20 protein-coding genes are annotated in these 23868 nt (G+C 74.7%); 14 read left to right on the top strand and 6 right to left on the bottom strand.

The annotated features are described in order from the left end of the window. The first annotated feature begins 13 nt into the window (after positions 1-13). The 7 genes from AB0N29_RS14920 (at position 14) to AB0N29_RS14890 (ending at position 7659) form a co-directional block, all read left to right on the top strand. Positions 14-622: a nitroreductase family protein gene (locus tag AB0N29_RS14920; RefSeq protein ID WP_302268481.1), complete on the top strand. Its 609-nt coding sequence runs from the start codon at positions 14-16 to the stop codon at positions 620-622. A gap of 105 nt (positions 623-727) precedes the next feature. After that, positions 728-2080: a M20/M25/M40 family metallo-hydrolase gene (locus AB0N29_RS14915; RefSeq protein WP_364867870.1), complete on the top strand. Its 1353-nt coding sequence runs from the start codon at positions 728-730 to the stop codon at positions 2078-2080. Beyond that, complete coding sequence (locus tag AB0N29_RS14910; RefSeq protein ID WP_364867868.1) at positions 2077-3549, top strand: MFS transporter; 1473 nt, start codon at positions 2077-2079, stop codon at positions 3547-3549. The genes AB0N29_RS14915 and AB0N29_RS14910 overlap by 4 nt, the downstream gene beginning before the upstream one ends. A gap of 64 nt (positions 3550-3613) precedes the next feature. Further along, positions 3614-4183, top strand: coding sequence for a DUF1992 domain-containing protein (locus tag AB0N29_RS14905; RefSeq protein WP_302268486.1), 570 nt, complete (start codon positions 3614-3616; stop codon positions 4181-4183). A 183-nt stretch (positions 4184-4366) separates the two neighbouring features. Continuing rightward, positions 4367-5602, top strand: a complete 1236-nt coding sequence (locus AB0N29_RS14900; RefSeq protein ID WP_364867866.1) for an MFS transporter — start codon at positions 4367-4369, stop codon at positions 5600-5602. A gap of 58 nt (positions 5603-5660) precedes the next feature. Next, a complete protein-coding gene (locus AB0N29_RS14895; protein ID WP_364867864.1) occupies positions 5661-6773 on the top strand; it encodes a CoA ester lyase in 1113 nt (370 codons plus the stop codon). A gap of 1 nt (position 6774) precedes the next feature. Further along, complete coding sequence (locus AB0N29_RS14890; RefSeq protein WP_364867862.1) at positions 6775-7659, top strand: CoA ester lyase; 885 nt, start codon at positions 6775-6777, stop codon at positions 7657-7659. Positions 7660-7762: 103 nt separating this feature from the next. Here AB0N29_RS14890 and AB0N29_RS14885 read toward each other — a convergent pair whose 3' ends face one another. From AB0N29_RS14885 to AB0N29_RS14870, 4 genes are read right to left on the bottom strand one after another with little or no spacing between them, the layout of a single operon-like run. Beyond that, complete coding sequence (locus AB0N29_RS14885) at positions 7763-8017, bottom strand: peptide methionine sulfoxide reductase (protein WP_364867860.1); 255 nt, start codon at positions 8015-8017, stop codon at positions 7763-7765. Next, positions 8014-9036, bottom strand: coding sequence for a M48 family metallopeptidase (locus AB0N29_RS14880; RefSeq protein WP_364867858.1), 1023 nt, complete (start codon positions 9034-9036; stop codon positions 8014-8016). The genes AB0N29_RS14885 and AB0N29_RS14880 overlap by 4 nt, the downstream gene beginning before the upstream one ends. Before the next feature lie 4 nt (positions 9037-9040). After that, positions 9041-10906 (bottom strand): 4-alpha-glucanotransferase, encoded by a 1866-nt coding sequence (gene malQ / locus AB0N29_RS14875; RefSeq protein ID WP_364867857.1) that lies wholly within the window; start codon positions 10904-10906, stop codon positions 9041-9043. A 30-nt stretch (positions 10907-10936) separates the two neighbouring features. Next, positions 10937-12094: an acyl-CoA dehydrogenase family protein gene (locus AB0N29_RS14870; RefSeq protein WP_364867855.1), complete on the bottom strand. Its 1158-nt coding sequence runs from the start codon at positions 12092-12094 to the stop codon at positions 10937-10939. A gap of 71 nt (positions 12095-12165) precedes the next feature. Between AB0N29_RS14870 and AB0N29_RS14865 the strand changes: the two genes are divergently transcribed. Continuing rightward, positions 12166-12846, top strand: coding sequence for a helix-turn-helix domain-containing protein (locus tag AB0N29_RS14865; protein ID WP_302268496.1), 681 nt, complete (start codon positions 12166-12168; stop codon positions 12844-12846). Here the strand turns inward: AB0N29_RS14865 and hutU are convergent. Both hutU and hutH read right to left on the bottom strand, forming a co-directional pair. Then, positions 12827-14506, bottom strand: a complete 1680-nt coding sequence (gene hutU / locus AB0N29_RS14860; RefSeq protein WP_364867852.1) for a urocanate hydratase — start codon at positions 14504-14506, stop codon at positions 12827-12829. The genes AB0N29_RS14865 and hutU overlap by 20 nt on opposite strands. Then, a complete protein-coding gene (gene hutH, locus AB0N29_RS14855; RefSeq protein WP_364867850.1) occupies positions 14503-16068 on the bottom strand; it encodes a histidine ammonia-lyase in 1566 nt (521 codons plus the stop codon). The genes hutU and hutH overlap by 4 nt, the downstream gene beginning before the upstream one ends. A gap of 287 nt (positions 16069-16355) precedes the next feature. Here hutH and AB0N29_RS14850 point away from each other — a divergent pair, with 287 nt between their 5' ends. The 6 genes from AB0N29_RS14850 to AB0N29_RS14825 all read left to right on the top strand — a co-directional run bounded on the left by AB0N29_RS14850 (position 16356) and on the right by AB0N29_RS14825 (position 23852). Then, positions 16356-17609, top strand: coding sequence for a choice-of-anchor P family protein (locus tag AB0N29_RS14850; protein ID WP_364867848.1), 1254 nt, complete (start codon positions 16356-16358; stop codon positions 17607-17609). A 166-nt stretch (positions 17610-17775) separates the two neighbouring features. Beyond that, positions 17776-18981 (top strand): MFS transporter, encoded by a 1206-nt coding sequence (locus AB0N29_RS14845; RefSeq protein ID WP_364867846.1) that lies wholly within the window; start codon positions 17776-17778, stop codon positions 18979-18981. A 51-nt stretch (positions 18982-19032) separates the two neighbouring features. Beyond that, entirely contained in the window at positions 19033-19527 is a 495-nt protein-coding gene (locus AB0N29_RS14840; protein ID WP_364867844.1) for a hypothetical protein, read from the top strand. A 93-nt stretch (positions 19528-19620) separates the two neighbouring features. Beyond that, positions 19621-20400: an IclR family transcriptional regulator gene (locus tag AB0N29_RS14835; RefSeq protein ID WP_364867842.1), complete on the top strand. Its 780-nt coding sequence runs from the start codon at positions 19621-19623 to the stop codon at positions 20398-20400. Further along, complete coding sequence (locus AB0N29_RS14830) at positions 20397-21359, top strand: DMT family transporter (RefSeq protein ID WP_364867840.1); 963 nt, start codon at positions 20397-20399, stop codon at positions 21357-21359. The genes AB0N29_RS14835 and AB0N29_RS14830 overlap by 4 nt, the downstream gene beginning before the upstream one ends. A gap of 60 nt (positions 21360-21419) precedes the next feature. After that, positions 21420-23852 (top strand): hypothetical protein, encoded by a 2433-nt coding sequence (locus AB0N29_RS14825; RefSeq protein WP_364867838.1) that lies wholly within the window; start codon positions 21420-21422, stop codon positions 23850-23852. The last annotated feature ends 16 nt before the right edge of the window (positions 23853-23868 follow it).

Here is a 23868-nt window from a genome sequence, read left to right as displayed (position 1 = left end):
CATACTTCCCGCCATGGAGTTCCAGGACGTCGTCCGCCGCCGCCGCATGATCCGCAGGTACGACGAGCGGCCGGTCGACCCGGCCGTGGTGACCCGCCTGGTCGACAACGCCACCCGGGCGCCGAGCGCCGGGTTCAGCCAGGGCTGGGGGTTCCTGGTGCTCGACACGCCCGCGGACGTCCGCCGCTACTGGGAGGCGACCGCCGGCCCGGAAGCGGTCGCCGCGCCCGACACCTGGCTGGCCGGGATGATGACCGCGCCGGTCCTGGTCGTGCCGTGCAGCAGCAAGGCCGCCTACCTGGGCCGCTACGCCGAGCCGGACAAGGGCTGGACCGACCAGGAGGAGTCGCGCTGGCCGGTGCCGTTCTGGCACATGGACACCGCCATGGCGAGCCTGCTCATCCTGCAGACCGCGGTCGACGAGGGCCTCGGCGCCTGCTTCTTCGGCGTGCCGCCGGACGCCTGCCCGGCCCTGAAGGAGGCCTTCGGCATCCCGCCGCAGTTCGACCCGGTCGGCGCGATCACCGTCGGCCACCGGGTGCCGGACGCCGGCGCGCCGGGCTCGCCCGCGCGGCGACCGCGCAAGCCGGTCGACGAGGTGGTCCACCGCGGGCGCTGGTGAGTCGGGCACCCGCCCATCCCACCGGCCCCGGCCGCGACGGACAAGCGCCGGCCGGGTCCTCCGATCTCGCATCCGAGACTCACGCGGAGGAGTAGCGTCCGGCCGGTGACAGCGAGGGACACAGCGGGCGGGGACGTGGGCCAGCACGCACGCGCCGTGGCGAAGCTGCAGGCACTGGTCCGGATCCCGACGGTGAGCCACCGGGACTGGTCCCAGGTCGACACCGACGCCTTCGACCGGCTGCTGGTCGAGCTCGAGCGGCAGTTCCCGCTCCTGCACCAGCGCCTCGAGCTGACCCGCATCCCGACCCACGCGCTGCTGTTCCGCTGGCCCGGCGCGAGCAGCGAGCGGCCCGTCGTGCTGATGGCGCACCTCGACGTCGTCCCGGTCGAGGGCACCTGGCAGCACCCGCCGTTCTCCGGCGACGTCGTCGACGGCAGCATCTGGGGCCGCGGCACCCTCGACGACAAGGGCTGCGTCGCCGCGATCTGCGAGGCGGTCGAGACGCTGCTCGAGGACGGCTTCGTCCCCGCCCAGGACGTCTGGCTCTCCTTCGGCTGCAACGAGGAGGTCTCCGGGGAGGCCGCCACCCTCGCCGTCGAGGAGCTGGTGCGCCGCGGCGTACGACCCTGGTTCGTGCTCGACGAGGGCGGTGCGGTCGCGAGCGAGGCCTTCCCCGGCGTGGCGGCGCCGATCGGCGTCGTCGGGGTCACCGAGAAGGGCGTCACCTCCCTGGAGCTGCGCGTCGAGGGCCGCGGCGGCCACGCCTCCACCCCCGCCCGGATGGGACCCACCGCCCGGATCGCGCGCGCGATCACGCGCATCGACCGGTCCCCGATGCCGGCCAGCACGCCGGAGCCGACCATCGAGCTGTTCCGCCGGATGGCGCCGCACGCACCGCTGCCGCTGCGCGCGCTGATGGCCAACGCCGGCCGCCTCGGCCCGGTGCTGACCCGGGCGCTCGTCGCGGCGGGGCCCGAGCCGGCGGCGATGACCCGCACGACGTTCGCGGTGACCACGCTCTCGGGCAGCCCGGCGCTCAACGTCGTCGCCGCGACCGCGAAGGCCGGCGTCAACATCCGGATCATGGTCGGCGACTCCGTCGCCGGAGTGCTCGAGCACGTCCGCAAGGTCGTGGCCGACGACGAGGTCCACATCGACGTCGTGGAGCAGAACGAGCCGAGCCCGGTCTCCCCGCGCGACGAGGCGTTCGCGCTCATCGAGACCACGATCGGCGAGCTGTTCCCCGACGCCGTCCCCGCGCCGTACGTGATGATGGCGGCCACCGACTCCCGCTTCTTCACCCGCATCTGCGACCGGGTCTACCGCTTCGCGCCGTTCCGGATGACCAAGGCCCAGCGCGAGTCCATCCACTCCTACGACGAGCACCTCGGCGTCGACGCGTTCCTGGACGGCGTGCGGTGGTACCGCCGCCTGGTCGAGAGGCTGCCCCGATGACCAGCGCCCCGACCCGGCTCACCTCCGACCCGAGGGTGCGCGGCCTGGCCGCGATCGTCGGCTTCCTCGTCTGCGTCGAGCTGGCCAGCGGGATCCTGCAGGGCTACTACACCCCGATCTTCACCGACATCGCCGACCACCTCGGGATCCAGGACGCCGACGTCAACTGGTTCGAGGCGGCCCAGCTGATCGTCTCCGCGCTCGTCGTGCCGCCGCTCGCCCGGCTCGGCGACCTGGTGGGCCACAAGAAGGTCCTGCTCGTCTCCACCGCCGTCACCGCCCTCGGCTCCTGGGTCCTCGCCCTGGCCCCGGGCTTCACGACGTTCCTCGTCGGGTGGGCGCTGCAGGGCGCGTACGTCGTGTGGCTGCCGCTAGAGGTGGCGATCATCCACCGGCGCACCGCCGGCACCGGCCGCCAGGCGCTGCTGACCCGCCGCGCCGCCGCCGTGCTCGTCGGCGCGCTCGAGCTGGCGGTCATCATCGGCGCGCTGACCTCCGGCGCGCTCGTCGAGGCGACCTCGATGACCGTCCTCCTCGCCCTGCCGGCGGTCGCGGTGACCCTGTGCCTGGTCGTGGTCTGGTTCGGGGTGGAGGACGTGCCGGGCGAGTCGACCGACGGGTTCGCCTGGGGCCGCTTCGACTGGGGCGGGCTGGGCCTGGTCACCGCGGCGCTCGGCCTGGTGATGGCCGGCCTGGTCGTCGTCCGCCTCGACGGCCCCACCAGCGTCCTGGCGTGGCCGCTGGTGCTGGCGGGCCTGGCGACGTTCGTCCCCTTCGTGCGGCACGAGGACGCCCGCCCCGACCCGATCATCGACGTCCGCCTGCTCCGCACGCCCGGGCAGTGGCCGGTGCAGCTGACCGCCTTCCTCTTCGGGATGTCGGTGCTCGGCGCGCAGATCCCGCTCTCGACGTTCGCCCGCACCGACCCGGCGGCCGCCGGCTACGGCCTCGGCGCCAGCGCGTCGTTCGTCTCCACCCTGATCGGGGTCTACGTCGTCTTCATGGCGGTCGGCGCGTTCACGCTCCCGCTGACCTCGCGCCTGCTCGGCGCGCGCAACGCGCTCGTCTGCTCCGCGCTGCTGGTCGGCGTCGGCTACGGGCTCTGGCTGCCGCTGCACGACACCACCGCCCAGGCCCTGGTCAACATGGCGGTGGTCGGCCTCGGCTCGGGCGCGCTCGTGGCCGCGCTGCCGGCGGCCGCCGCGGCCGCGGCCCCGCCCGGGCGGACCGGCTTCGCGACCGGCATGACCAACGCGACCAAGACCGTCGGCGGGGCGCTCGCCTCCTCGGTCTTCGCGATCGCGCTGGCCTCCACCGGCTCCCTCGACGGGCCCGACGAGGGGCAGGCACCGCTGAGCGGCTACCTCGCCGTCTGGTCGATCTGCGCGGTCGCCGCCGTGCTGGCCGCCCTGGTGCTGCTCCGGATGCCCGCCGCCGCGACCGAGCGGCCGGTCACCAGCACGTCCTAGCAGCCGGCCAGGGGCCGGGCCGGAGGCCCTGGTGCGGCGCGCGCGGCGTCGTACGATCGGAGGGGTGAGCGAGCCCACCGAGCGCCCCGAGGACGCCCGACCCACCGAGCGCTCCCGCGTCGAGGACGAGGCGGAGCGCCGCAAGCGCAGCGGCCACTCCGCCGCCCACGCCCGGATCGCCAACCAGGCCTCCTGGGTCGACCAGCAGATCCGGGTCGCGATGGCCAAGGGCGACTTCGACGACCTGCCCGGCAAGGGCAAGCCGATCAAGGACCTCGGCACCGAGCACGACCCCGACTGGTGGATCAAGCGCCTCGTCGAGCGCGAGCAGATCGCCGTCCTGCCGCCCAGCCTGGCGCTGCGCAAGGAGGACGCCGAGCTCGACGACCGGCTCGACGCCATCGCGTTCGAGGGCGACGTCCGTCGCGAGGTCGAGGACTTCAACGAGCGGGTCGTCCGCGCCCGGTACTCCCTCCACCCCGGCCCGCCGCTGATCACCATGCCGCGCGACGTCGAGCCCACCGTCGAGGCGTGGCGCGAGCGCCGGGCCGCCCGCCTCGCCGCCCAGCGCGCCGCCCTCGCCGCCTCCCGCCCCGAGCCGAAGCGGCGGTGGTGGCAGCGGCGGCGGGGCTGATCGGCGGACGTTTCATCGGCTGGCCGATGAAACTCCCGGTGGGCCGCTGAAACTTCGTCGGCCCAGCGACAGGTTCAGCGGCTGGCCGCTGGATCTTCCGCCCAGCCACCCGACCCGAGCCCCGCGACCGACCCCGCCGGAAACCCCGCGCGACGCCGGCGGCCGGGCGCATATCCTCCCCCGGTGCCCGCCGGAGCCGCCGCCCTGCGCCACCGCGACTTCCGGCTGCTGGTGACCGGGTCCGCGACGAGCGGGCTGGGGAACGCCGTCACGCCGGTGGCGCTGGCGTTCGCCGTGCTGGACCTCGGCGGCTCGGCCACCGACCTCGGGCTGGTCGTGGCCGCCTTCGCGCTGGCGGAGGTGGTGACCGCGCTGCTGGGCGGCGTCCTCGGCGACCGGGTCTCGCGCCGGCTGCTGATGGAGGGGTCCGCGGCCGCGTGCGCCCTCACCCAGGTGGTGCTGGCCCTCGCGCTGCTGCAGGGCTGGGCGACCATCCCGCTCATCGGCGCCGCCGGGGTGCTCAACGGCTGCCTGGCCGCGCTGAGCCAGCCCTCCTCGCAGGCGATGACCCGCCTCACCGTGCCGGCCGAGGACCTCGCCTCGGCGGTCGCGCTCCGGCCGCTGGTGCAGACCTCGGCCGCGATGGTCGGCTACACCCTCGGTGGCGTCCTCGTCGCCGCCGTCGGCGCGGGCTGGGCGATCGGGCTCGACGCGCTGACCTTCGCCCTCGCCGCGCTCTGCTACGGCCGGCTGCGGGTCGAGGGCGGTCGCGGGGGCAGCACGACCTCGATGCTCGCCGACCTGGGCGACGGCTGGCGCGAGGTGGTCCGCCACTCCTGGCTCTGGCTGCTGATCGGCCAGGCGCTGCTCTACCACCTCTTCTACGGCGGCGCGCAGAGCGTGCTCGGCCCGATCGTGGTCGGCGACGACTTCGGCCGTACGGCGTGGGGCGTCGCGCTCGGCACCCTCATGGCCGGCTTCGTGGCCGGCGGCCTGGTCTGCCTGTGGTGGCGCCCCCGTCGCACGATGCTGGTCGGGGTGCCCCTGCTGAGCCTCACCGCCGCGTTCCCGCTGGCGATGGCGCTCTCGGACCGGCTGGAGGTCGTGCTGCTCGGCGCGTTCCTGCACGGGTTCGGCCTGCAGGTCTTCGACGTCTTCTGGAACCTCGCCATCCAGGAGAACGTGCCGACCGACAAGCTGGCCCGGGTCTACTCCTTCGACCTGGTCGGGTCGTTCGTGGCGCGCCCGGTCGGGCTCGCGCTGACCGGACCGGTCGCCGCGGTCGTCGGGCTCGACGCGTGGCTCGTCGTGGTCGCGGTGGTCATCGCGGTGACCTCGCTCGGCTCGCTGCTCTCGCGCGACGTACGCACCCTGGAGCGGGGAGCGCCGGTTCCGGGACCGGTGCCGGTCGCGGGCTGACGCACACTGTCAGATCCGTCATACCCGCGGGTAACCGCACGCTGCTAACTTCCGCCCCATGACCGCCGCGAGCCGCAGCCCCAAGGACTTCTTCCGGCCCCTCGCCGTCGGTGCGCCGACGCCGCTGCGGGAGATCCCGGCCCGCCCGAGCCGGGCGATCCACTTCTTCGACCCCAGCAACCCGAAGATGGCCGCCAAGGTCCCCGACATGGTCGGCAAGGTCGACGTGCTGCTCGGGAACCTCGAGGACGCGATCAAGGCCGACAACAAGGAGGCCGCCCGCGAGGGCCTCGTGCGGATCGCGCAGGAGACGGCCGATCTCGGTGGGCGGAGCGGGCCGACCCAGCTCTGGACGCGGATCAACGCCCTGGACAGCCCGTGGGCGCTCGACGACCTCACCACGCTCGTGCCGGCGATCGGCGACAAGCTCGACGTGATCATGGTCCCGAAGGTGCAGGGCGCCGAGGACATCCACTACGTCGACCGGCTGCTCGCCCAGCTGGAGGCCAAGGCCGGCCTGGACGAGCCGATCCTGGTCCACGCGATCCTCGAGACCGCGCGCGGCGTGGCGAACGTCGAGGAGATCTGCGGCGCCAGCCCGCGGATGCAGGGCCTCTCGCTCGGTCCGGCCGACCTCGCCGCGGACCGCCGGATGAAGACCACCCGCGTCGGCGGCGGCCACCCCGGCTACCTGGTCCGCGAGGACCCGCCGCGCATCGACGGCGTGGCCAACCTCGAGGCCGGCCGGGCGACGTACCAGCAGGACCTCTGGCACTACACGATCGCCCGGATGGTCGACGCCTGCGCGATGCACGGCATCTACCCCTACTACGGGCCGTTCGGCGACATCTCCGACACGACTGCGTGCGAGGACCAGTTCCGCAACGCCTTCCTGCTCGGCTGCGTCGGCACCTGGAGCCTGCACCCCAAGCAGATCGCGATCGCCAACAAGGTCTTCAGCCCCAGCGTCGAGGACGTCGCGCACGCCCGCCGCGTCGTCGCCGCCATGGGTGACGGCACCGGCGCGGTGATGCTCGACGGGAAGATGGAGGACGACGCCTCCCTCAAGCAGTGCCTGGTGATGGTCGAGCTCGCCGAGCAGCTGGCGGCCGTCGACCCGGAGCTGAAGAAGCAGTACGACGCGATCGACACCGACCCGAGCGAGGCCTGAGATGAGCGAGTCCACCTTCACGCCCCTGCGCAGCGTCCTCTACATGCCCAGCTCCAACGAGCGGGCGCTGGAGAAGGCCAAGTCGATCGCCTGCGACGCGCTCATCCTCGACCTCGAGGACGCCGTCGCGCCCGACGCCAAGGACGCCGCCCGCGAGTCGGCCTGCGCCGCGGCCGCGAGCGGCGAGTACGGCCGCCGTACCGTCACCATCCGCGCCAACGGCATCGGCACCCAGTGGCACGACGCCGACCTCGCCGCGATCGCCCAGGCCGGCCCCGACGCGGTCGTCGTGCCCAAGGTCGGCAGCGCCGAGGAGGTCCACCAGCTCGTCGCCGCGCTGGAGAAGGCCGGCGCGCCCGACCACACCAAGCTCTGGGCGATGATCGAGACCCCCGTCGCCGTCCTCGACGCGCTCGCCATCGCCCGCGCCAGCGAGCGGCTCACGGCGTTCGTGATCGGCACCAACGACCTCGTCAAGGAGCTGTACGCCGAGCACGTCCCCGGCCGCGCCCCGATCCTGCCGTCGCTGCACACGGCCCTGCTCGCGGCCCGCGCCGCCGGCATCGCGGTCCTCGACGGCGTCTACAACGACGTGAAGGACACCGACGGGTTCCTCGCCGAGTGCCGCCAGGGCCGCGAGATGGGCTTCGACGGCAAGACCCTCATCCACCCCGGCCAGGTCGAGGGCGCCAACACCGCCTTCGCCCCTTCCGAGCAGGCCGTCGAGGACGCCCGCGGCCTCGTCCAGGCCTGGGAGGACGCCCGGTCGGCCGCGGGGGGCGGGGCGGGTGTCGTCACCTACCACGGCCGGATGGTCGAGAACCTCCACGTCGACTCCGCCCGCCGCACCCTCGCCATCCACGAGGCGGTCCTGGCGCTGGGCTGAGGCGGTGTTCAACATCCCAAGTTCACTTGGGATGTTGATGCTTCCCGGCCATTGCAACAGCAGGGAAGCGTGAAGATCCCAAGTTAACCTGGGATTCTGCGCGTCACACCCACCCCTCCAAGAACTCCAGCACCACATCGGCCGGCATCTCGCACGGCTTGAGGAGCGGGCCGGCGGAGGTGGCGTACAGGTTGGCGCTGACGACGTGGGTGCCGCCGAGCTCCTCGGCGTAGACGCTCTGCTGGCGCCCGCCGACGCGGGTGGTGCGGGTGACGCCGTACCGGCGCCCGGCGTAGGTCACCTCCGACCACCCCTCGGGCAGCCGGTCGAAGAGCGCGGTGAGGTCGGGAGCGGTCACGCGCCCCGGCGGCGGAAGGTCTCGTCGAGCCAGCCCTTGGCGCTGCCGAGGAAGCCGGCGAGGTCGTGGGCGAGGCGGCCGACGGCGTCCTGGCTCTGCGCGAACGTCTCTGAGTAGCTGCGCGCGGCCTCGCGGGCGGCCTCGGACACGGTGGCGTCGTCGTCGGCGGAGCGGCTGGGCCGGTCGCCGGAGAGAATGCGGGTGTACTCCCCCGAGTCCACCCAGCGCCGCAGCTCGGCGGCCCGGACGACCGCGAAGGGGTGCGTCTGGTTCTCGATGAGCAGCAGCTTGAGGACCGAGTCGCGCAGGTCGCCGGCCTCGAGGTACTCCCGGCCCTGGGCGAGGAACGCCGTGGTGTCGAGGTCCTCGAGCCGCCCGCCGCTGGCCAGCTTCATGTGCACGCGGAACGCCGTGGCCGGGTCCTGGGTGGCGAGCAGCCCGGCCCGGTCGGCGGAGAGCTCGGACTTGCGCGACCACTCGTGCAGCGCGGCCACGATCGCCCGCACGCCCAGCCCGCCGATCGGGATGAACGCCGTCACGCCCGAGAGCCGGATCAGCCGCTGCAGCAGCGTCTGGTAGACCGCGTGGCCGCTGATCGCGTGGCCGAGCTCGTGGCCGACGACGAAGCGCAGCTCCTCGTCGTCGAGCAGGTCGACCAGGCCCGAGGTCAGCACGATGAACGGCTCGTTGATGCCGAGCGTCTGCGCCCCCGGGACCGGGTTCGCCGCGACGTACAGCTCGGGCAGGTGGGGGAGGTCGGGCGCGTCGAGGGTCTCGGCGACCTCGCCGAGCAGCCGGTGCAGCGTGGGGAACTGGTGCTCGTCCGCCCGCACCGCCGAGCCGAGGAAGACCAGCCGCACGGCCCGCTCGTTGAACAGGCCCGACACCGCCTTCAGCACCGCGTCGAACCCCTTGAGCTTGCGCAGCGCCACCAGCGCCCCGCGGTCGGCGGGGTGCTCCCAGGCGCGGGAGGAGATGTCGCGGAGGATGGTGCGCTGGCGCGCCGGCTGCGTCGTCACCGCCTCACCCTCCCACGGACCTCCCGCCCGCGGAGGCGTCTGCGGCAGACGGCCCGCGCAGCGCCGCCAGCAGCCGCGCGGTGCCGGGGTGGTCCGGCAGCTCCTCGAGGGGTACGCCGAGCGGGAGCCGCCAGTTGTCGCGCTCGGTGGTCCCGGGGACGTTCGGGCGACGCTCCTCGGCGACCGCGTCCTCGAGCGCCACCGAGAGCAGCAGCGAGGGGGCCGAGCCGAGCTGCCGGTAGGCCTCGGTGACGGCGTCCTCGACCGGCGCGTCCGGCGCCAGCCCGTCGCGACGCAGCCGCTCGAGCAGCTCCTCGCGCCCGGAGCGGACGTCCGCCTCGGCCATGTCGGTCGACGCCAGCTGGTCCTCGGCGTCCGACCCGGTCCACAGCCCCGCCACGGTCGGGAGGTCGTGGGTCGTCACGGCGGCGAGCGCGGCCACGGGCCACTCGTCGGGCGTCTCGTCCTCGAACCACAGCACCCGGTAGGAGAGGATCCCCCGCTCGGCCAGCGCCTCGCGCACCCCCGGCTCGACGGTCCCGAGGTCCTCGCCGACGACGACCGCACCGGCCCGGTGGGACTCCAGCGCGACGATGTCGAGCAGGTCGTCGGCGGGGTAGCGCACGTAGGCGCCCTCCTGCGGGCCCGAGCCGCCGGGGATCCACCACAGCCGGAAGAGCCCCATGACGTGGTCGATGCGCAGGCCGCCCGCGCCGGCGATGGTGCCGCGGATCGACTCCACGAACGGCTCGTAGTCGGCCTCGCGGAGCCGCCACGGGACGAGCGGCGGGGAGCCCCAGTCCTGCCCGATGGAGTTCAGCTTGTCCGGCGGCGCACCCACGGTGACGTCGGCGGCGAGCACGTCGTCCCAGGCCCAGGCGTCCGCGCCGCTGCCGGACACGCCGATCGGGAGGTCCTGCAGCACGGTCGTCGAGCCGGTGGCGGCCCGCAGCTGCCGGTCGAGCTGCCACTGCAGCCACACGTGGAAGGAGATGTCGTCGGCGTGGTCGGCCACGAACGCCGGCACCCCGCCGGCGTCCTGCCGGCGGACGGCCTCGGGCCACGCGAGCCGGTCGGGGCCGTGCTCCTCGGCCAGCGCGCACCAGGTCGCCCAGCCCTCGACGGCCTGCCCGGCGGCCTCGCGCCAGGCGGCGAGGTCGGCGCTCAGCCCGGGGTCCGCGGCGGCCCGGTCGAAGGCGGACCGCAGCACCGACCGCTTGAGCGTCCATGCCCCGTCCCGCTCGACCAGGTCGGCGCCGCGCAGGGTCGCCAGCTCGGCGTCGTGCCGCTCGAGGTCGGCGTCCTCGACGCCCGGCACGTCCTCGACGGCGAGGTAGACCGGGTTGCGGAACCGGCGGGTCGCGGGCAGGTAGGGGCTGGTCTCCTGCGGCACCGTGGGCGCCACGGCGTGCAACGGGTTGACCAGCAGGAACCCGCCGCCGAGCTGCTCGGTCCACTCGCGCAGCGTGCGCAGGTCGCGCAGGTCGCCGATCCCCCAGCTGCGGCGCGACCGCGCGGCGTACAGCTGCACGGTCCAGCCCCACGCCTGCTCCTGCGGCACGTGGCAGCGGCCCGGGGAGACGATCAGGCGGCGCCCGTCGGCGAGCCGGTGGTAGCCGAGCGGGAAGTCGTCGGGCACCACGTCGTCGAGCTCGCGGGTCGAGCCGTCCTCGCACGACACCGTCGAGCGCAGCCCCGTCGACCGGCCCGGCCGGGTCACCACCGGCGCGCGGTCCTCCAGGTCGGCCGGCGGCTCGCCGATCACCTCGCGGAGCCGGGCGACGGTCTCGTCGCCGGACCGCTGCGGCTGGTCGTCGGCGTCCACCCAGTCCTGCTGGATGCCCCACTGGTCGACGTCTGGTGCGCTCACGGGCGACACGGTGCCCCGCCGGGCCCGGGCTCACCCCTCGGCGAGCGTCCGCCGGCCGACGAGGTCGAGGGTGGCCTCCGGGGTCAGCGGGTGGAACGGGCCGCCCCGGGCGTCGCGGTAGGCCCGCTCGAGCGGCGACCGCTTGAAGAACGCCGCCCCGCCCGCCACCTCCATCGCCTGGTCGACGACCGCGCGGGCGGCAAGCACCGCCTCGCGCTTGGCGGTCATCAGCGTCGTGAGCGTCTCCGCGTCGGCGGCCAGGTCGTCGCCGGTCTCCGCCACCGCGCCGAGCAGCGCCCAGTGCGCCACCCGCAGCCGCGCCCGCATCTCGCCCACCGCGCGGACCGCCCCCGCGGCCGGGTCGGGCCGGGTGCGGAGCAGCCGGGCCGCCTCGTCGCAGGCGCCCCGGCCGACGCCGAGGTACGCCGCGCCCGCGAGCGGCGCGAAGTGGATCGCGGCCACGAGCAGCGGACCCGCGAGCACGCCGTACGGCCGGGTCCCGAGCACCTTGGCGGCCGGCAGGAACACGCCGTCGAGCACGAGGTCGTGGCTGGCGGTCCCGCGCATGCCGAGGGTGTCCCAGGTCTCCACGATCGACACCCCCTCCGCCGAGAGGGGCACGCCCGCGTGGATCACCTCCGCCCCCGGGCCGGGCCCGCCGACCACCGCGCTGGTGGAGACGACGCCGGCGACCGGCGCCTGGCTGCAGAACGTCTTGCGACCGTCGAGCCGGTAGCCGCCCTCGACCGGCGTGGCCACCGTCGTGGGGCTCACCCAGTCCGAGCCCCCGCTGGTGGCCATGACGAGCCCGTCGGCCACCGCGCGGAGCACCGCCTCGGCACCGGGCGCACCGCGCCGGCGGCGCCACCGCTGCACGAGGGTCAGGTAGAGGTGCATGGTCGAGGACAGCGCGGTGGCTCCCGACCAGCGGCCGAGCTCCTCCTGGGCCAGCACGAGCTGGCGGAGGGTCGCGCCGCCGCCGCCGAGGTCGGCCGGCACGGCCAGGCGCAGGTAGCCGTTGGCGTGCGCGGCGTCGTACGCCTCGGTCACGAAGGTCGCGTCGCGGTCGTGGCGGGCGTCGTGCTCGGCGGCGACGGCGCCGACCTCGGCGGCCAGGGCGACCACCTGCTCGTCGGTCACGGTCGGGGTGCTGGTCGCGTCGGGGGGTGTGCTGAGTGTCTGGGTCATCCCTCGACGGTGCGCCGATCGGGTGGTCGCGGCTAGTTCACAAACTGAACCCCCGGGTCCACCATGGAGGGATGTCCCGGTACGGGCAGTACTGCCCGATCACCCGGTCGCTGGAGATCCTCGGCGACCGCTGGACCCTGCTCATCGTCCGGGACCTCCTGCTCGGCGCGAACCGGTTCAACGAGCTGGCACGCGGCCTGCCGACGATGTCCCGGGCGATCCTCTCCAAGCGGCTCGACCTGCTGGAGCGGCACGGGCTGCTCGTCCACGACGGCGAGGAGTACCGCCCCACCCCGGCCTGCCAGGAGCTGCACCCGATCATCTTCGGCCTCGCCGAGTGGGGCGCCCGGTGGGCGTTCGGCGAGCCGCGCTCCGACGAGCTGGACCCGACGGTGCTGATGTGGTGGATCCGCGGCGGGATCGACGCCGCGCCGTTCGGCGGGCGGCGGGTCGTGCTGCACGTGCGCCTCTCCGACGGGCGGCGGCGCCGGTTCTGGTTCGTGATCTCGCCCCACGACGTGTCGCTGTGCTTCACCGATCCCGGGCACGAGGTCGACGTCTGGGTGGACTCCTCGCTCTCGACGCTCTACCAGGTCTGGGAGGGCCGGATCGAGCTGCGCTCCGCCGTGCGGGACGGCCTCGTGGGCCTCAGCGGGCGCCGCGAGGTGCTCCTGGTCCTGCCCGACGCCCTGCTGTTCTCCCCCGTCGCGCCGCTCGTGCGGCGTACGGCGCTCAGGCCTGCCGCGACCTGAACGGCACCGGCACCCGTACGCCGCGCTCGCGCGCCACCTCGTCGGCCCGCTCGTAGCCCGCGTCCACGTGCCGCACCACGCCCATCGCCGGGTCGTTGGTCAGCACCCGCTCGATCTTCTCCGCCGCCAGCGCCGTGCCGTCCGCCACGCACACCTGGCCCGCGTGGATCGAGCGGCCGATGCCGACCCCGCCGCCGTGGTGGATGGAGACCCAGGTGGCGCCCGAGGCGGTGTTGACCAGGGCGTTGAGCAGCGCCCAGTCGGCGATGGCGTCGGAGCCGTCGAGCATCCCCTCGGTCTCGCGGTACGGCGAGGCGACCGACCCGCAGTCGAGGTGGTCGCGCCCGATGACGACCGGCGCCGAGAGCTCCCCGCTGGCCACCATCTCGTTGAAGCGCAGCCCCGCGCGGTGCCGCTCGCCGTACCCCAGCCAGCAGATCCGCGCCGGCAGCCCCTGGTGCTCGACCCGCTCCTGGGCCAGCGTGATCCAGCGGCGCAGCTTCTCGTCCTCGGGGAAGAGCTCGAGCACCGCCCGGTCGGTCGCGGCGATGTCGGCCGGGTCGCCCGAGAGCGCGGCCCAGCGGAAGGGTCCCTTGCCCTCGCAGAAGAGCGGCCGGATGTAGGCCGGCACGAAGCCCGGGAAGTCGAACGCCCGGTCGTAGCCGCCCTTGCGCGCCTCGTCGCGGATGGAGTTCCCGTAGTCGAAGACCTCCGCGCCGCGGTCCTGCAGCTCGACCATCGCCCGCACGTGCGCCGCCATCGACGCGCGCGCCCGCTCGGTGAAGCCGGCCGGGTCGGCGGTCCGCTCCCGCGCCCAGTCCTCGAAGGCGGTGCCGACCGGCAGGTAGGCCAGCGGGTCGTGCGCCGAGGTCTGGTCGGTGACCACGTCGACCGGCGCCCCCATCTCCACCAGCCGCGGCAGCACCTCGGCGGCGTTGCCGAGCACGCCGATCGAGAGCGCCCGGCGCTCGTCGCGCGCGGCGACGGCCAGCTCGAGGGCGTGCTCGAGGGAGTCGGCCCGGGCGTCGAGGTAGCGGTGGTCGATCCGCCGCTGGATCCGCGCGGGGTCGCACTCCACGCAGATCACGACGCCGTCGTTCATGGTGACCGCGAGCGGCTGCGCGCCGCCCATCCCGCCGAGGCCGGCCGTCACGGTGATCGTGCCGGCCAGCGAGCCGCCGCGGCCGGTGACCGCCCCGGTGGCGAGCTTCTCGCCCACCGCCGCGAAGGTCTCGAACGTGCCCTGGAGGATCCCCTGGGTGCCGATGTAGATCCACGAGCCGGCCGTCATCTGGCCGTACATCGTCAGCCCGAGGTCCTCCAGCCGCCGGAACTCCTCCCAGGTCGCCCAGTCGCCGACGAGGTTGGAGTTGGCGATGAGCACCCGCGGGGCCCAGGTGTGGGTGCGCATGACCCCGACCGGCTTGCCCGACTGCACCAGCAGGGTCTCGTCGTCGGCCAGGTCGCGCAGGGCCGTGCAGATGGCGTCGTACGCCGCCCACGACCGCGCCGCCCGGCCGGTGCCGCCGTAGACCACGAGGTCCTCGGGCCGCTCGGCCACGTCGGGGTCGAGGTTGTTCATCAGCATCCGCAGCGGCGCCTCGGTCTGCCAGGACCGTGCGCTCAGCGCCGTGCCTCGCGGCGCGTTGATCTCCCTCATGCCAGCTCTCCGACCACTGTCTCGACGGCCTCGACGACGGCTCCCGAGGCGACCAGGCCGACGGCGGTCTCGATCTCGGGGGCGAGGTGGCGGTCCGGCCCGGGGCCCTCGACCCCGGCGTCGCGCAGCAGCCGCACGACGGCGCCGGTGGCCGGCGACGGGGTCAGCGGGGCACGCAGGTCCAGGGCCCGGGCGGCGGTGAGGACCTCGATGGCCACGACGCGGGTCAGCCCGTCGACGGCCCGGCGCAGCTTCCGCGCGGCCGACCAGCCCATCGAGACGTGGTCCTCCTGCATCGCCGAGCTCGGGATGGAGTCGACCGAGGCCGGGACGGCGAGCCGCTTGAGCTCGGAGACGATCGCGGCCTGGGTGTACTGCGCGATCATGTGGCCGCTGTCGACCCCCGCGTCGTGGGCGAGGAACGGGGGCAGCCCGTGGTTGCGGGCCTTGTCGAGGAACCGGTCGGTGCGCCGCTCGCTGATCGAGGCGACGTCGGCGGCGACGATCGCGAGGAAGTCGAGCACGTAGCCCACCGGTGCGCCGTGGAAGTTGCCGTTCGACTCCACCCGACCCGGCCCGCCGTCGATGACGACGACCGGGTTGTCGATGGCCGAGGCCAGCTCGCGCCCGGCGACGAGGGCGGCGTGCTCGACGGTGTCCCGCGCCGCGCCGTGGACCTGCGGCGAGCAGCGCAGGGAGTAGGCGTCCTGCACCCGGTTGCAGTCCGGGCCACGGTGGGAGGCGACGATCGCGGACCCGGCGAGCAGGCCCACCAGGTTCGCCGCCGAGGCGGCCTGGCCCGGGTGCGGCCGCAGGGCCTGCAGGTCCGCGGCGAAGACCCGGTCGGTGCCGAGCTGTCCCTCGACCGACATGGCCGCGGCGACGTCGGCGGTGCGCAGCAGCATCCGCAGGTCCTCGACGGCCAGCACGAGCATGCCGAGCATGCCGTCGGTGCCGTTGATCAGCGCGAGGCCCTCCTTGGCCGCCAGCTCGACCGGCTCCAGGCCGGCGTCGGCGAGCGCGTCCGCAGCCGGGCGCAGCTCCCCCGCCGCGTCCCGCACCGTCCCCTCGCCCATGAGGGCGAGCGCGCAGTGGGACAGCGGGGCGAGGTCGCCGGAGCACCCGAGCGAGCCGTGCTCGTGGACCACCGGGGTGATGCCGTGGCTGAGCAGGTCGGCCAGCAGCCGCGCGGTCCCCGGCCGGACGCCGGTGCGGCCGGTGGCGAGGGTGGAGAGCCGCAGCAGCATCAGCGCCCGGGTCACCTCCCGCTCGACCTCCGGGCCCGACCCGGCGGCGTGGGAGCGCACCAGCGAGCGCTGCAGCTGCGCCCGCTGCTCGGTCGGGATGTGCCGGGTCGCCAGCGCACCGAACCCCGTCGACACGCCGTACGTCGCCACCGGCCCCACCGCGAGCTCCTCGACCACCCGGCGGGCGCGGTCGAGCGCCGCGAGCGCCTCCTCGGCGAGCTCGACCCGCGCGCCTCCGCGGGCGACCCGCACCACGTCGCGGGGGCTCACCGGCCCGACACCGACGACCACCGCACCGCTCACCTGTCTGGACATGCCGCCATCGTCGGACGCCGCGCGGAGCGTCACCAGGGGCCCGGCCGCCCACGCGTCTCGGATCCGAGACCTCAGGCGGGTGGGATCGTCCGGCGTGACCATTCCGGCGTCGCCGCGTTGGTACACCGATCCTCCGCACGCACCAGGTCCGCACCCAGGGCCCCGGCGCCTGCCAGGACAGCACGGTCCCCCGAGGTTTCGCCCACGGCTCCTCAGGGGACTCCACCCAGGCCAGCAGCACATCGTGAGGCGCACGGGGGGTGCGTCCCACCAACCCAGGAGCTCACATGCGTCGGTACCTCCCCCTCGGGGCGACCACCGCCCTCGCGGTCGCCTCGGCGATCCTCGTCCTCCCCAGCACGTCCCAGGCAGCCCCCGTCGATCGCGCACCCGCCGCGAAGGTGCGGACCGAGTTCGCCATGAAGGCGGCGGGCTACGGCACCCGCGTCCAGGGCGGCTCGATCCCCGCCACGTCCGGCACCACGGCGTACCAGGTGATCGGCTGCACCAACAAGGCCGGCATCGCCCGGCGCAACGACGTCGCCGGGGTCACCCTGCCGGGGCTCGGGCAGGTCGACGGCGTGCGCACGCGCGTCAACACCTTCACGAACAAGTCGAGGAGCCGCACGACCGTCGTCTCCCAGCACGACGTCGCCCGGATCAGCCTCGGCGGCGCCCTGACGCTCCGCGGCGTCACCTCCAAGGCGACCGTCTGGCACGACGGGTCCGGCTTCCACAAGTCGGTCGAGACGACGATCGGAAGCATCCGGGCCGGTGGCGACACCTTCCCGATCCCGACCCCCAACACGCCGATCCGGATCCCGGGCCTCGCCACGATCTCCCTCGGCGACCACCACGGCTACGCGAACGCGTCCGGCGCCTACGCCGCGGGCAACGCGATCAAGGTCGTCCTCGAGCCGACCGACACCGTCGTCCGGATCGCGCACTCCGCCGCCCGGATCAACCGCGGCGTCAAGGTCGGTCGCTTCCGCGGCCAGGCGCACGGCACCCAGGTCGACGCCCTGGACCAGAACATCAAGTCCGGCCCGCTCCCGCTGTCCTACATGCCGTGCCAGGGCACCGAGGGCAAGGTCAAGGAGAAGTCCGTCGCCGGGCTCGACCTGGCCGACCAGATCGTCGTCGGCGCGGTCCGCAACCGCCAGATGGGCCGCCAGACCAACGAGCTGGCGACCGGCTTCGAGGAGTCGACGATCGCCGGCATCAAGCTCGGCCCGCTCACGATCAACGCGATCAAGGCCCGTGCCAACGTGACCCGCTTCCGTGACGGGCGGGTCAAGCGCAACGCCTCGGGCACCACGATCGGCGAGATCGTCCTCAACGGCGAGGCACAGGCGATCCCGGACCCGGGCCAGGCGCTCGAGATCCCGGGCCTGGTCCGCCTCGAGGCCAACGTCGTCGACAAGACCCGGCTCGGCATCAGGGTGACGGCCGTGCGGCTGACGCTGCTCGACGGCACCGGCGCCACGGTCAACCTGGGCAACGCCCGGCTCGAGATCAAGCCGTCGGGTGTGAAGAAGTAGCGGCCCGCTCCACCAGCTCCACCCCGCACGACCAGGAAGGGGACGCCTCCGGGCGTCCCCTTCCTCTGTCCGCTCCCGGGTCCCGGCCGCGGCCTGGCTGATTTCTCACAGGGCCACAGGACGGGACCGGGCGGGTACGGCGCCCGGCCGGGCGTTGACTGGCCCGGTGAGCGCAGCACCGGGCACCACGTCGGACACCTCGGCCATCAGCGGCACCCGTCGCTGGGCGATGCTGGGCGCGAGCACGCTCGCCCAGGGCGCGGCCGCGGTGATGATCCACGGACCGGCGTTCCTCATCCCGGCGCTCCACGACCGCGTCGGGCTCAGCCTGGCCGAGGCGGGCGTGGTGGCCGCGGCGCCGACGGTCGGCGTGATGCTGGCGCTGGTGCTGTGGGGCCTCGTGGTCGACCGGCGTGGCGAGCGGTTCGTCCTGCTGACCGGGCTGGGCGCGACCGCCGCGGTCGGAGCGGTCGCGACGTTCGTCGGCGGCACCGTGCCGCTGGCGCTCACCCTGCTGCTCGCCGGCGCCGCCGCGGCCAGCACCGGGTCCGCGAGCGGCCGCGTCGTGGTCGGGTGGTTTCCGCCCGAGCGGCGCGGCCTGGCGATGGGCGTGCGGCAGATGGCCCAGCCGGCGGGCGTCGGCGTCGCCGCGATCTCGATCGCCGTCGTCGCCGAGCGGCACGGTGTCGGCGCCGCCCTGTGGGTCCCGACGATCGCCGCCGCGCTGGCCGCCGCCCTGGTCGCCGCGGTCGTCGTCGACCCGCCGCGGCCCGACTCGCGCGCCGAGCCGGCGCCGAACCCCTACCGGGCGGACTCCTACCTGGCCCGGATCCACGGCGTCTCGGTGCTCCTCGTCGTCCCCCAGTTCCTCGTGTGGACCTTCGCGCTGGTCTGGCTGGTCCAGGACCGCGGCTGGTCGGCCGCCGCCGCCGGGTCGCTGGTCGCCGGCGCGCAGGTCGTCGGCGCGCTCGGCCGGATCGCGGCGGGTTGGCTCTCCGACGTCGTGGGCGCCCGGATGCGCCCCCTGCGCTGGGTCGCGGTCGCCGCCGGCGTCTCCATGGGGCTGCTCGGCGTCGCCGCCGGGACGGACTCCGCGGTCGCCGTCCCGCTGGTCGTGCTGGCCACGGTGATCACCGTCGCCGACAACGGCCTGGCCTTCACCGCCGTCGCGGAGCGCTCCGGCCCCGCCTGGAGCGGTCGCGCGCTGGGGGTGCAGAACACCGCGCAGTACCTCGCCGCCTCCGCCGTCCCGCCCGTGGCCGGCGTCCTGGTCGCGACGTGGGGGTACGCCGCGGCGTTCGGGCTCGCCGCCCTGTTCCCGCTGGTCGCGGCGCCGCTGGTCCCGGTCCGCGAGGAGACCGAGCTGGTCTGACCCTCCGGCCCGGCGGGCGTGACGGCCCGCGCAGGGGGTACCGGGTCCCGCATGGACGACAAGTGGATCTGGATCATCGTGGCCGTGGTCGTGGTGCTGCTGCTGGCAGCACTGCTCGCGGCGCTGATGCGCAAGAAGAAGAAGCAGCGCGAGGCCCACCAGCGGGTCGAGGCGCAGCAGCTGCGGCACCAGGCCGTGACCCACTCGACCGGTGTCTCGCACGCCGAGGTGGAGGCCCGCGAGGCCGAGGCCCGCGCCGAGCTGGCGCGCGCCGAGGCGGAAAAGGCCGAGCTGCGCGCCCAGCACGCCAACACCGGGCTCGCCCACGAGCAGGCCCGCCAGGAGGACGTCCTGCGCGAGGCCGACCGGCTCGACCCCGACGTGGACCACCGCTCCTCCGACTACACCCCCGAGCCGCCGACCACCGCCGGCCCGCAGACCCCCGGCACCCCCGGGTCCACCACCGGCACCACGCCCGGCACGACCAGCGGGCTCCCCACCGACGGCAGCACCGGCGAGACCGGCGCCCACCGCCGCGACGTCTGACCCGACACCCGGCCCGACACCCGGCCCGACACCCGGCCTGACACCCGCGACGCCGCGCGAGCGCCGTCGGCACCACCCCTAGGCTCTCCGGCCATGGGTCAGGTGCCGGCGGCGACGCGTGCGTTGCGGGTGCTGCGCTTCCTGGCCAGCCAGCCCGACCCGGCGCCGCTCGAGCGCATCGTGCGCGCCTGCGACCTGCCGCGCAGCACGGCGTACCACCTGCTCAACGCGATGATCGCCGAGGGCTTCGTCGTCCACCTCGCCGAGGAGCACCGGTACGGCCTCGGCGTGGCCGCCTTCGAGGTCGGCAGCGGCTACTCCCGGCAGGAGCCGCTCCAGCGGATCGCCCGGCGGCCGCTCGCCGCCCTCGTCGACCGGGTAGGGCAGAGCGCGCACCTCGCCGTCCTGCACGGCCGTGACGTCCTCTACGTCCTCGAGGAGCGCGCCCCCGGCCGCCCCCCGCTCGTCACCGACGTCGGGGTACGGCTGCCGGCCTCGCTCACCGCGAGCGGTCGAGCGCTGCTGGCCCGGCTCCCGGCCGCCCAGGTCCGGGCGCTCTACCCCTCCCCGGACGCCTTCGTCGACCGGCACGGGCAGGGGCCGCGCACCCTCAGCGCGCTGCGGGTGATGCTTGCCGAGACCCGCCAGCGCGGGTGGGCCACGGAGGACGGCGAGGTCACCCCCGGGCTGGCCAGCGTCGCCTCCGCGGTCGTCGACCACAACGGGCACCCGATGGCGGGGGTCGCGGTCACCTACCCGTCCGAGACCCCGTCCGAGGGCCCGGCCGGGGCTGTGGTCGACGCCGCCGCCCTCGCCGAGGAGGTACGGCGCACCGCGGCGCAGCTGACCCGCCGGCTCGGGGGCGTCGCGTGAGCGCAGCGGCCGGCCGGCACGACCCGCGGCTGGGCCTGCTGCAGATCTCGCTGGCCGGCGTCCTGTGGGGCACCGGCGGGCTCGGCGTGCAGGTCGTCCGCGACCACGTCCCGATGTCGGTGCTGACCATCAGCGCCTGGCGGATGGGCCTCGCGGCCGCCGTCCTCCTGCTGGCCGTGGTCGCCCTGCGGGCGGGCGGGTCCCTGGCCCGACTGCTGCGGGAGCGTCCGCGTCGGGTCCTGCTCGTGGGGTGCGGGACCGCGGCCTACCAAGCGCTCTACTTCGGCGCGGTCGTCGCGGTCGGCGTCACGGTGGCGACGGTGGTGAGCCTCGGGCTGGCCCCGGTGCTGCTCACCGTCGCCGACGCCGTCCGGCACGGCCGCAGGCCCACCGGCGAGCGCCTGCTGGTCCTGGCCGCGGCCCTGACCGGGTTGGTGCTGGTCAGCGTCTTCGCCGGCCACGGCGGCGGCACGACCGGCCCCCACCCCGGGCTCGGTGTCGCGCTGGCCGTCGCCTCGGGGGCGGCGTACGCGCTCGCGACCGCGCTGGGCGAGCCGCTGGCCCGCGCCACCGGACCGCTCACGCTCACCACCGCGACCACGAGCGTCGGTGCCCTCGCGCTGGCGCCGTTCCTCCTCGCCGACGCCGTCCGGGGCGAACCGGTGCTCACCTCGGACCCGGTGGTCGTGACCACGCTGGTCTACCTGGGGCTGATGACCATGGCTCTGGCCTACGGCCTGCTCTACGCGGGCCTGCGCACGGCCGACGGCAGCGCGGCGGTCGTGGCGACCCTCCTGGAACCGGTCACCGCCGCCCTGGTGGCGGCGGTGTTCCTCGACGAGCGGGTGGGCGTCGGCGGCGTCGTGGGGACCCTGCTGATCCTTGCCGCCGTCGGCGGGCTCGGACGCCGTAGCCCCGATGCCGGTGGACCGTTGACCCCGGCAACGGAACCTGACTAGGTTCCACGTCCTGCCCCGTCCGTTCCGGGGCGGAACGCTGCGCTACCCGGGGGAGCCCGCATGCCCGCACGCCGCACGCCGTCCGACCGTCCCGAGGGCCGGCGCCGCCGGTGGAGCACCGCGGGACGGCTCGCCGTCACCGGCGCGGCCGCCGGCGGCGTGCTCGCCGCGGCCCTCGCGCTCCCCGGCGCGGCCGGCCTGCGCGGTGGCTCGCTGGAGCAGCAGTTCGCCGACGCGACCGCGACCAAGGTCGCCATGGACGCCTCGAAGAACTCCATCTCGCGCTCGGTGGGCGCCGAGGACACCAGCGACCCGACGACCGCCGCCGAGGCCCGCGCCGCCGCCGCGTACGTCGAGGCCGAGCGGGCCCTGCCCGACCCGCGGTTGCGGGAGGCCGCTGTAGCGCAGCCGCGCCGGGCCCGGCCCCAGGACCGCTGGGCGATGGCCAACGGCTGCTACCGCCTGGCCGGGCGCCCGGTCTTCTTCAAGCCCACCGACCTCGGCAGCTACCTGCTCCACACCGCCGACCGCGGCTTCCTCGCCGCCGGCGGCGAGCGGGTCGCCGAGCCGTCCCCGGCGACGGTGTGGACCGCGCGCGAGCGGGGCGGTCGGTTCACCTTCACCAACGACCGCGGCCCGCTGCGGATCGGGGCGGCGTCGACGTTCGCCCTCACCCGCACGACGGGCTGCGCGGCGTACCCCGAGTCCCAGATCGACGTCTCCGGCGGTCCGCACGCCGGCGTCACGCCGTTCCAGGAGGTCCGCGGGTACGCCGACGCGCACACCCACGGCATGGCGTTCGAGTTCCTCGGCGGCGAGGCGCACTGCGGTCGCCCCTGGCACGAGTACGGCGCGCCGTACGCGCTGGTGGACTGCGAGGACCACACCGTCACCGGCGGGTACGGCGGCGTGCTGGAGTCGGTGCTCAGCGGCACGCCCAGCCACGACCCCGTGGGCTGGCCGACGTTCGAGGACTGGCCGGCGCCGAACTCCCTCACCCACGAGGGCACCTACTACCGGTGGCTCGAGCGCGCCTGGCGCGGCGGTCAGCGGCTCTTCGTCAACCTGCTCGTCGAGAACAACCAGCTCTGCCAGCTCTACCCCCTCAAGCGCAACTCCTGCGACGACATGGACTCGGTGCGGCTGCAGGCCGAGGACATGTACGCGATGCAGGACTACATCGACGCCCAGGCCGGCGGCCCCGGCAAGGGCTTCTACCGGATCGTCAAGGACCCGTGGCAGGCGCGCCGGGTGATCAACGCCGGCAAGATGGCGGTGGTCATGGGCATCGAGACCTCGGTGCCGTTCGGCTGCACGATGAAGCTGGGCGTCCCGGCCTGCGACGCCGCCGACATCGACCGGCAGATCGCCGAGGTCCACCGGATGGGCGTGCGGCAGATGGAGCTGGTCAACAAGTTCGACAACGCGCTCTCCGGGGTCGCGGGCGACGCCGGCGCGATCGGCCCGGTCGTCAACGTCGCGAACTTCCTCGAGACCGGCACCTTCTGGGACATGCGGCACTGCGAGCCCGCGGACGGGGAGTCCCACGACAACAACCAGGTCGCCGTCCCCGACATCACCGCCGGCGTGCAGGACGCGCTGTTCGGCGCGATCGCCTCGCTCGGGCTCCCGACCGTCCCGCTGCCGCTCTACCCCAGCCCCGACCACTGCAACAACCGCGGCCTCAGCACGCTCGGTGAACACACCATCGAGGAGCTGGCGAAGCGCAGGATCCTCTTCGACCCCGACCACATGAGCGTCAAGGCCCGCCGCCAGTCGATGGACCAGATCGAGGCGATGCGCTACCCCGGCGTGCTCTCCAGCCACTCCTGGTCCACCCCCGACACCTACCCGCGGATCTACCGCGCCGGCGGGTTCGTCGCGCCGTACGCCGGCGACTCGACGGGGTTCGTCGAGAAGTGGCGCCGCCACGTCGGCTGGGCCGACGAGCGCTACTACTTCGGCCTCGGGTTCGGCGCCGACATCAACGGGCTCGGCGCGCAGGGCAACCCGCGCGGCGCCGACGTCCGGAACAAGGTCACCTACCCGTTCCGGGGCCTCGGCGGGGTCCGGGTCGACCGGCAGCGCGCCGGCCAGCGGGTCTTCGACATCAACGTCGACGGCGTCGCGCAGTACGGCCTCTACCCCGACTGGGTCGAGGACCTGCGCCAGGTGGCCGGCAAGGACGGCGCGGACATCGTCGACGACATGGCCCGCGGCGCGGAGGCCTACCTGCAGACCTGGGAGCGGGCGTACGGCGTGCGTCCCGACTCCTGCCGCAACCCCGGGCTGCGCCGGCAGTGGTCGAAGGTCCGCGGCCTGGTCCGGCCGGGGATGACCACCACCGCGGTGATGCGGGCGGTCGGCCAGCCCTACCAGCGGCTCGGCGCGTCGTACCGCTTCTGCGCCAAGGCCCCGGGCGACCCGAAGGTGGTCGTGCGGGTGGCGTTCTCCCGCGCGGGCGAGGTGACCGGGGTCCGGCGCCTGGGATGAGCCGGTGGGACGCACC

The organism is Nocardioides sp. NPDC092400 (assembly GCF_040684155.1).
GTDB lineage: Bacteria > Actinomycetota > Actinomycetes > Propionibacteriales > Nocardioidaceae > Nocardioides.
Note: the sequence above shows the minus strand (reverse complement) of the source record. Positions and strands in the feature narration are given on the sequence as shown.

Bases quoted from the DNA above. Each gene is read 5' to 3' on its own strand.
- AB0N29_RS14895 (WP_364867864.1), top strand. From the start codon at position 5,661: ATGACCGCCGCGAGCCGCAGCCCCAAGGACTTCTTCCGGCCCCTCGCC.
- AB0N29_RS14850 (WP_364867848.1), top strand. From the start codon at position 16,356: ATGCGTCGGTACCTCCCCCTCGGGGCGACCACCGCCCTCGCGGTCGCC.
- hutU (WP_364867852.1), bottom strand. From the start codon at position 14,506: ATGAGGGAGATCAACGCGCCGCGAGGCACGGCGCTGAGCGCACGGTCC.
- AB0N29_RS14840 (WP_364867844.1), top strand. From the start codon at position 19,033: ATGGACGACAAGTGGATCTGGATCATCGTGGCCGTGGTCGTGGTGCTG.
- AB0N29_RS14910 (WP_364867868.1), top strand. From the start codon at position 2,077: ATGACCAGCGCCCCGACCCGGCTCACCTCCGACCCGAGGGTGCGCGGC.
- AB0N29_RS14865 (WP_302268496.1), top strand. From the start codon at position 12,166: ATGTCCCGGTACGGGCAGTACTGCCCGATCACCCGGTCGCTGGAGATC.
- AB0N29_RS14835 (WP_364867842.1), top strand. From the start codon at position 19,621: ATGGGTCAGGTGCCGGCGGCGACGCGTGCGTTGCGGGTGCTGCGCTTC.
- AB0N29_RS14890 (WP_364867862.1), top strand. From the start codon at position 6,775: ATGAGCGAGTCCACCTTCACGCCCCTGCGCAGCGTCCTCTACATGCCC.
- AB0N29_RS14870 (WP_364867855.1), bottom strand. From the start codon at position 12,094: ATGACCCAGACACTCAGCACACCCCCCGACGCGACCAGCACCCCGACC.
- AB0N29_RS14825 (WP_364867838.1), top strand. From the start codon at position 21,420: ATGCCCGCACGCCGCACGCCGTCCGACCGTCCCGAGGGCCGGCGCCGC.
- hutH (WP_364867850.1), bottom strand. From the start codon at position 16,068: ATGTCCAGACAGGTGAGCGGTGCGGTGGTCGTCGGTGTCGGGCCGGTG.
- AB0N29_RS14920 (WP_302268481.1), top strand. From the start codon at position 14: ATGGAGTTCCAGGACGTCGTCCGCCGCCGCCGCATGATCCGCAGGTAC.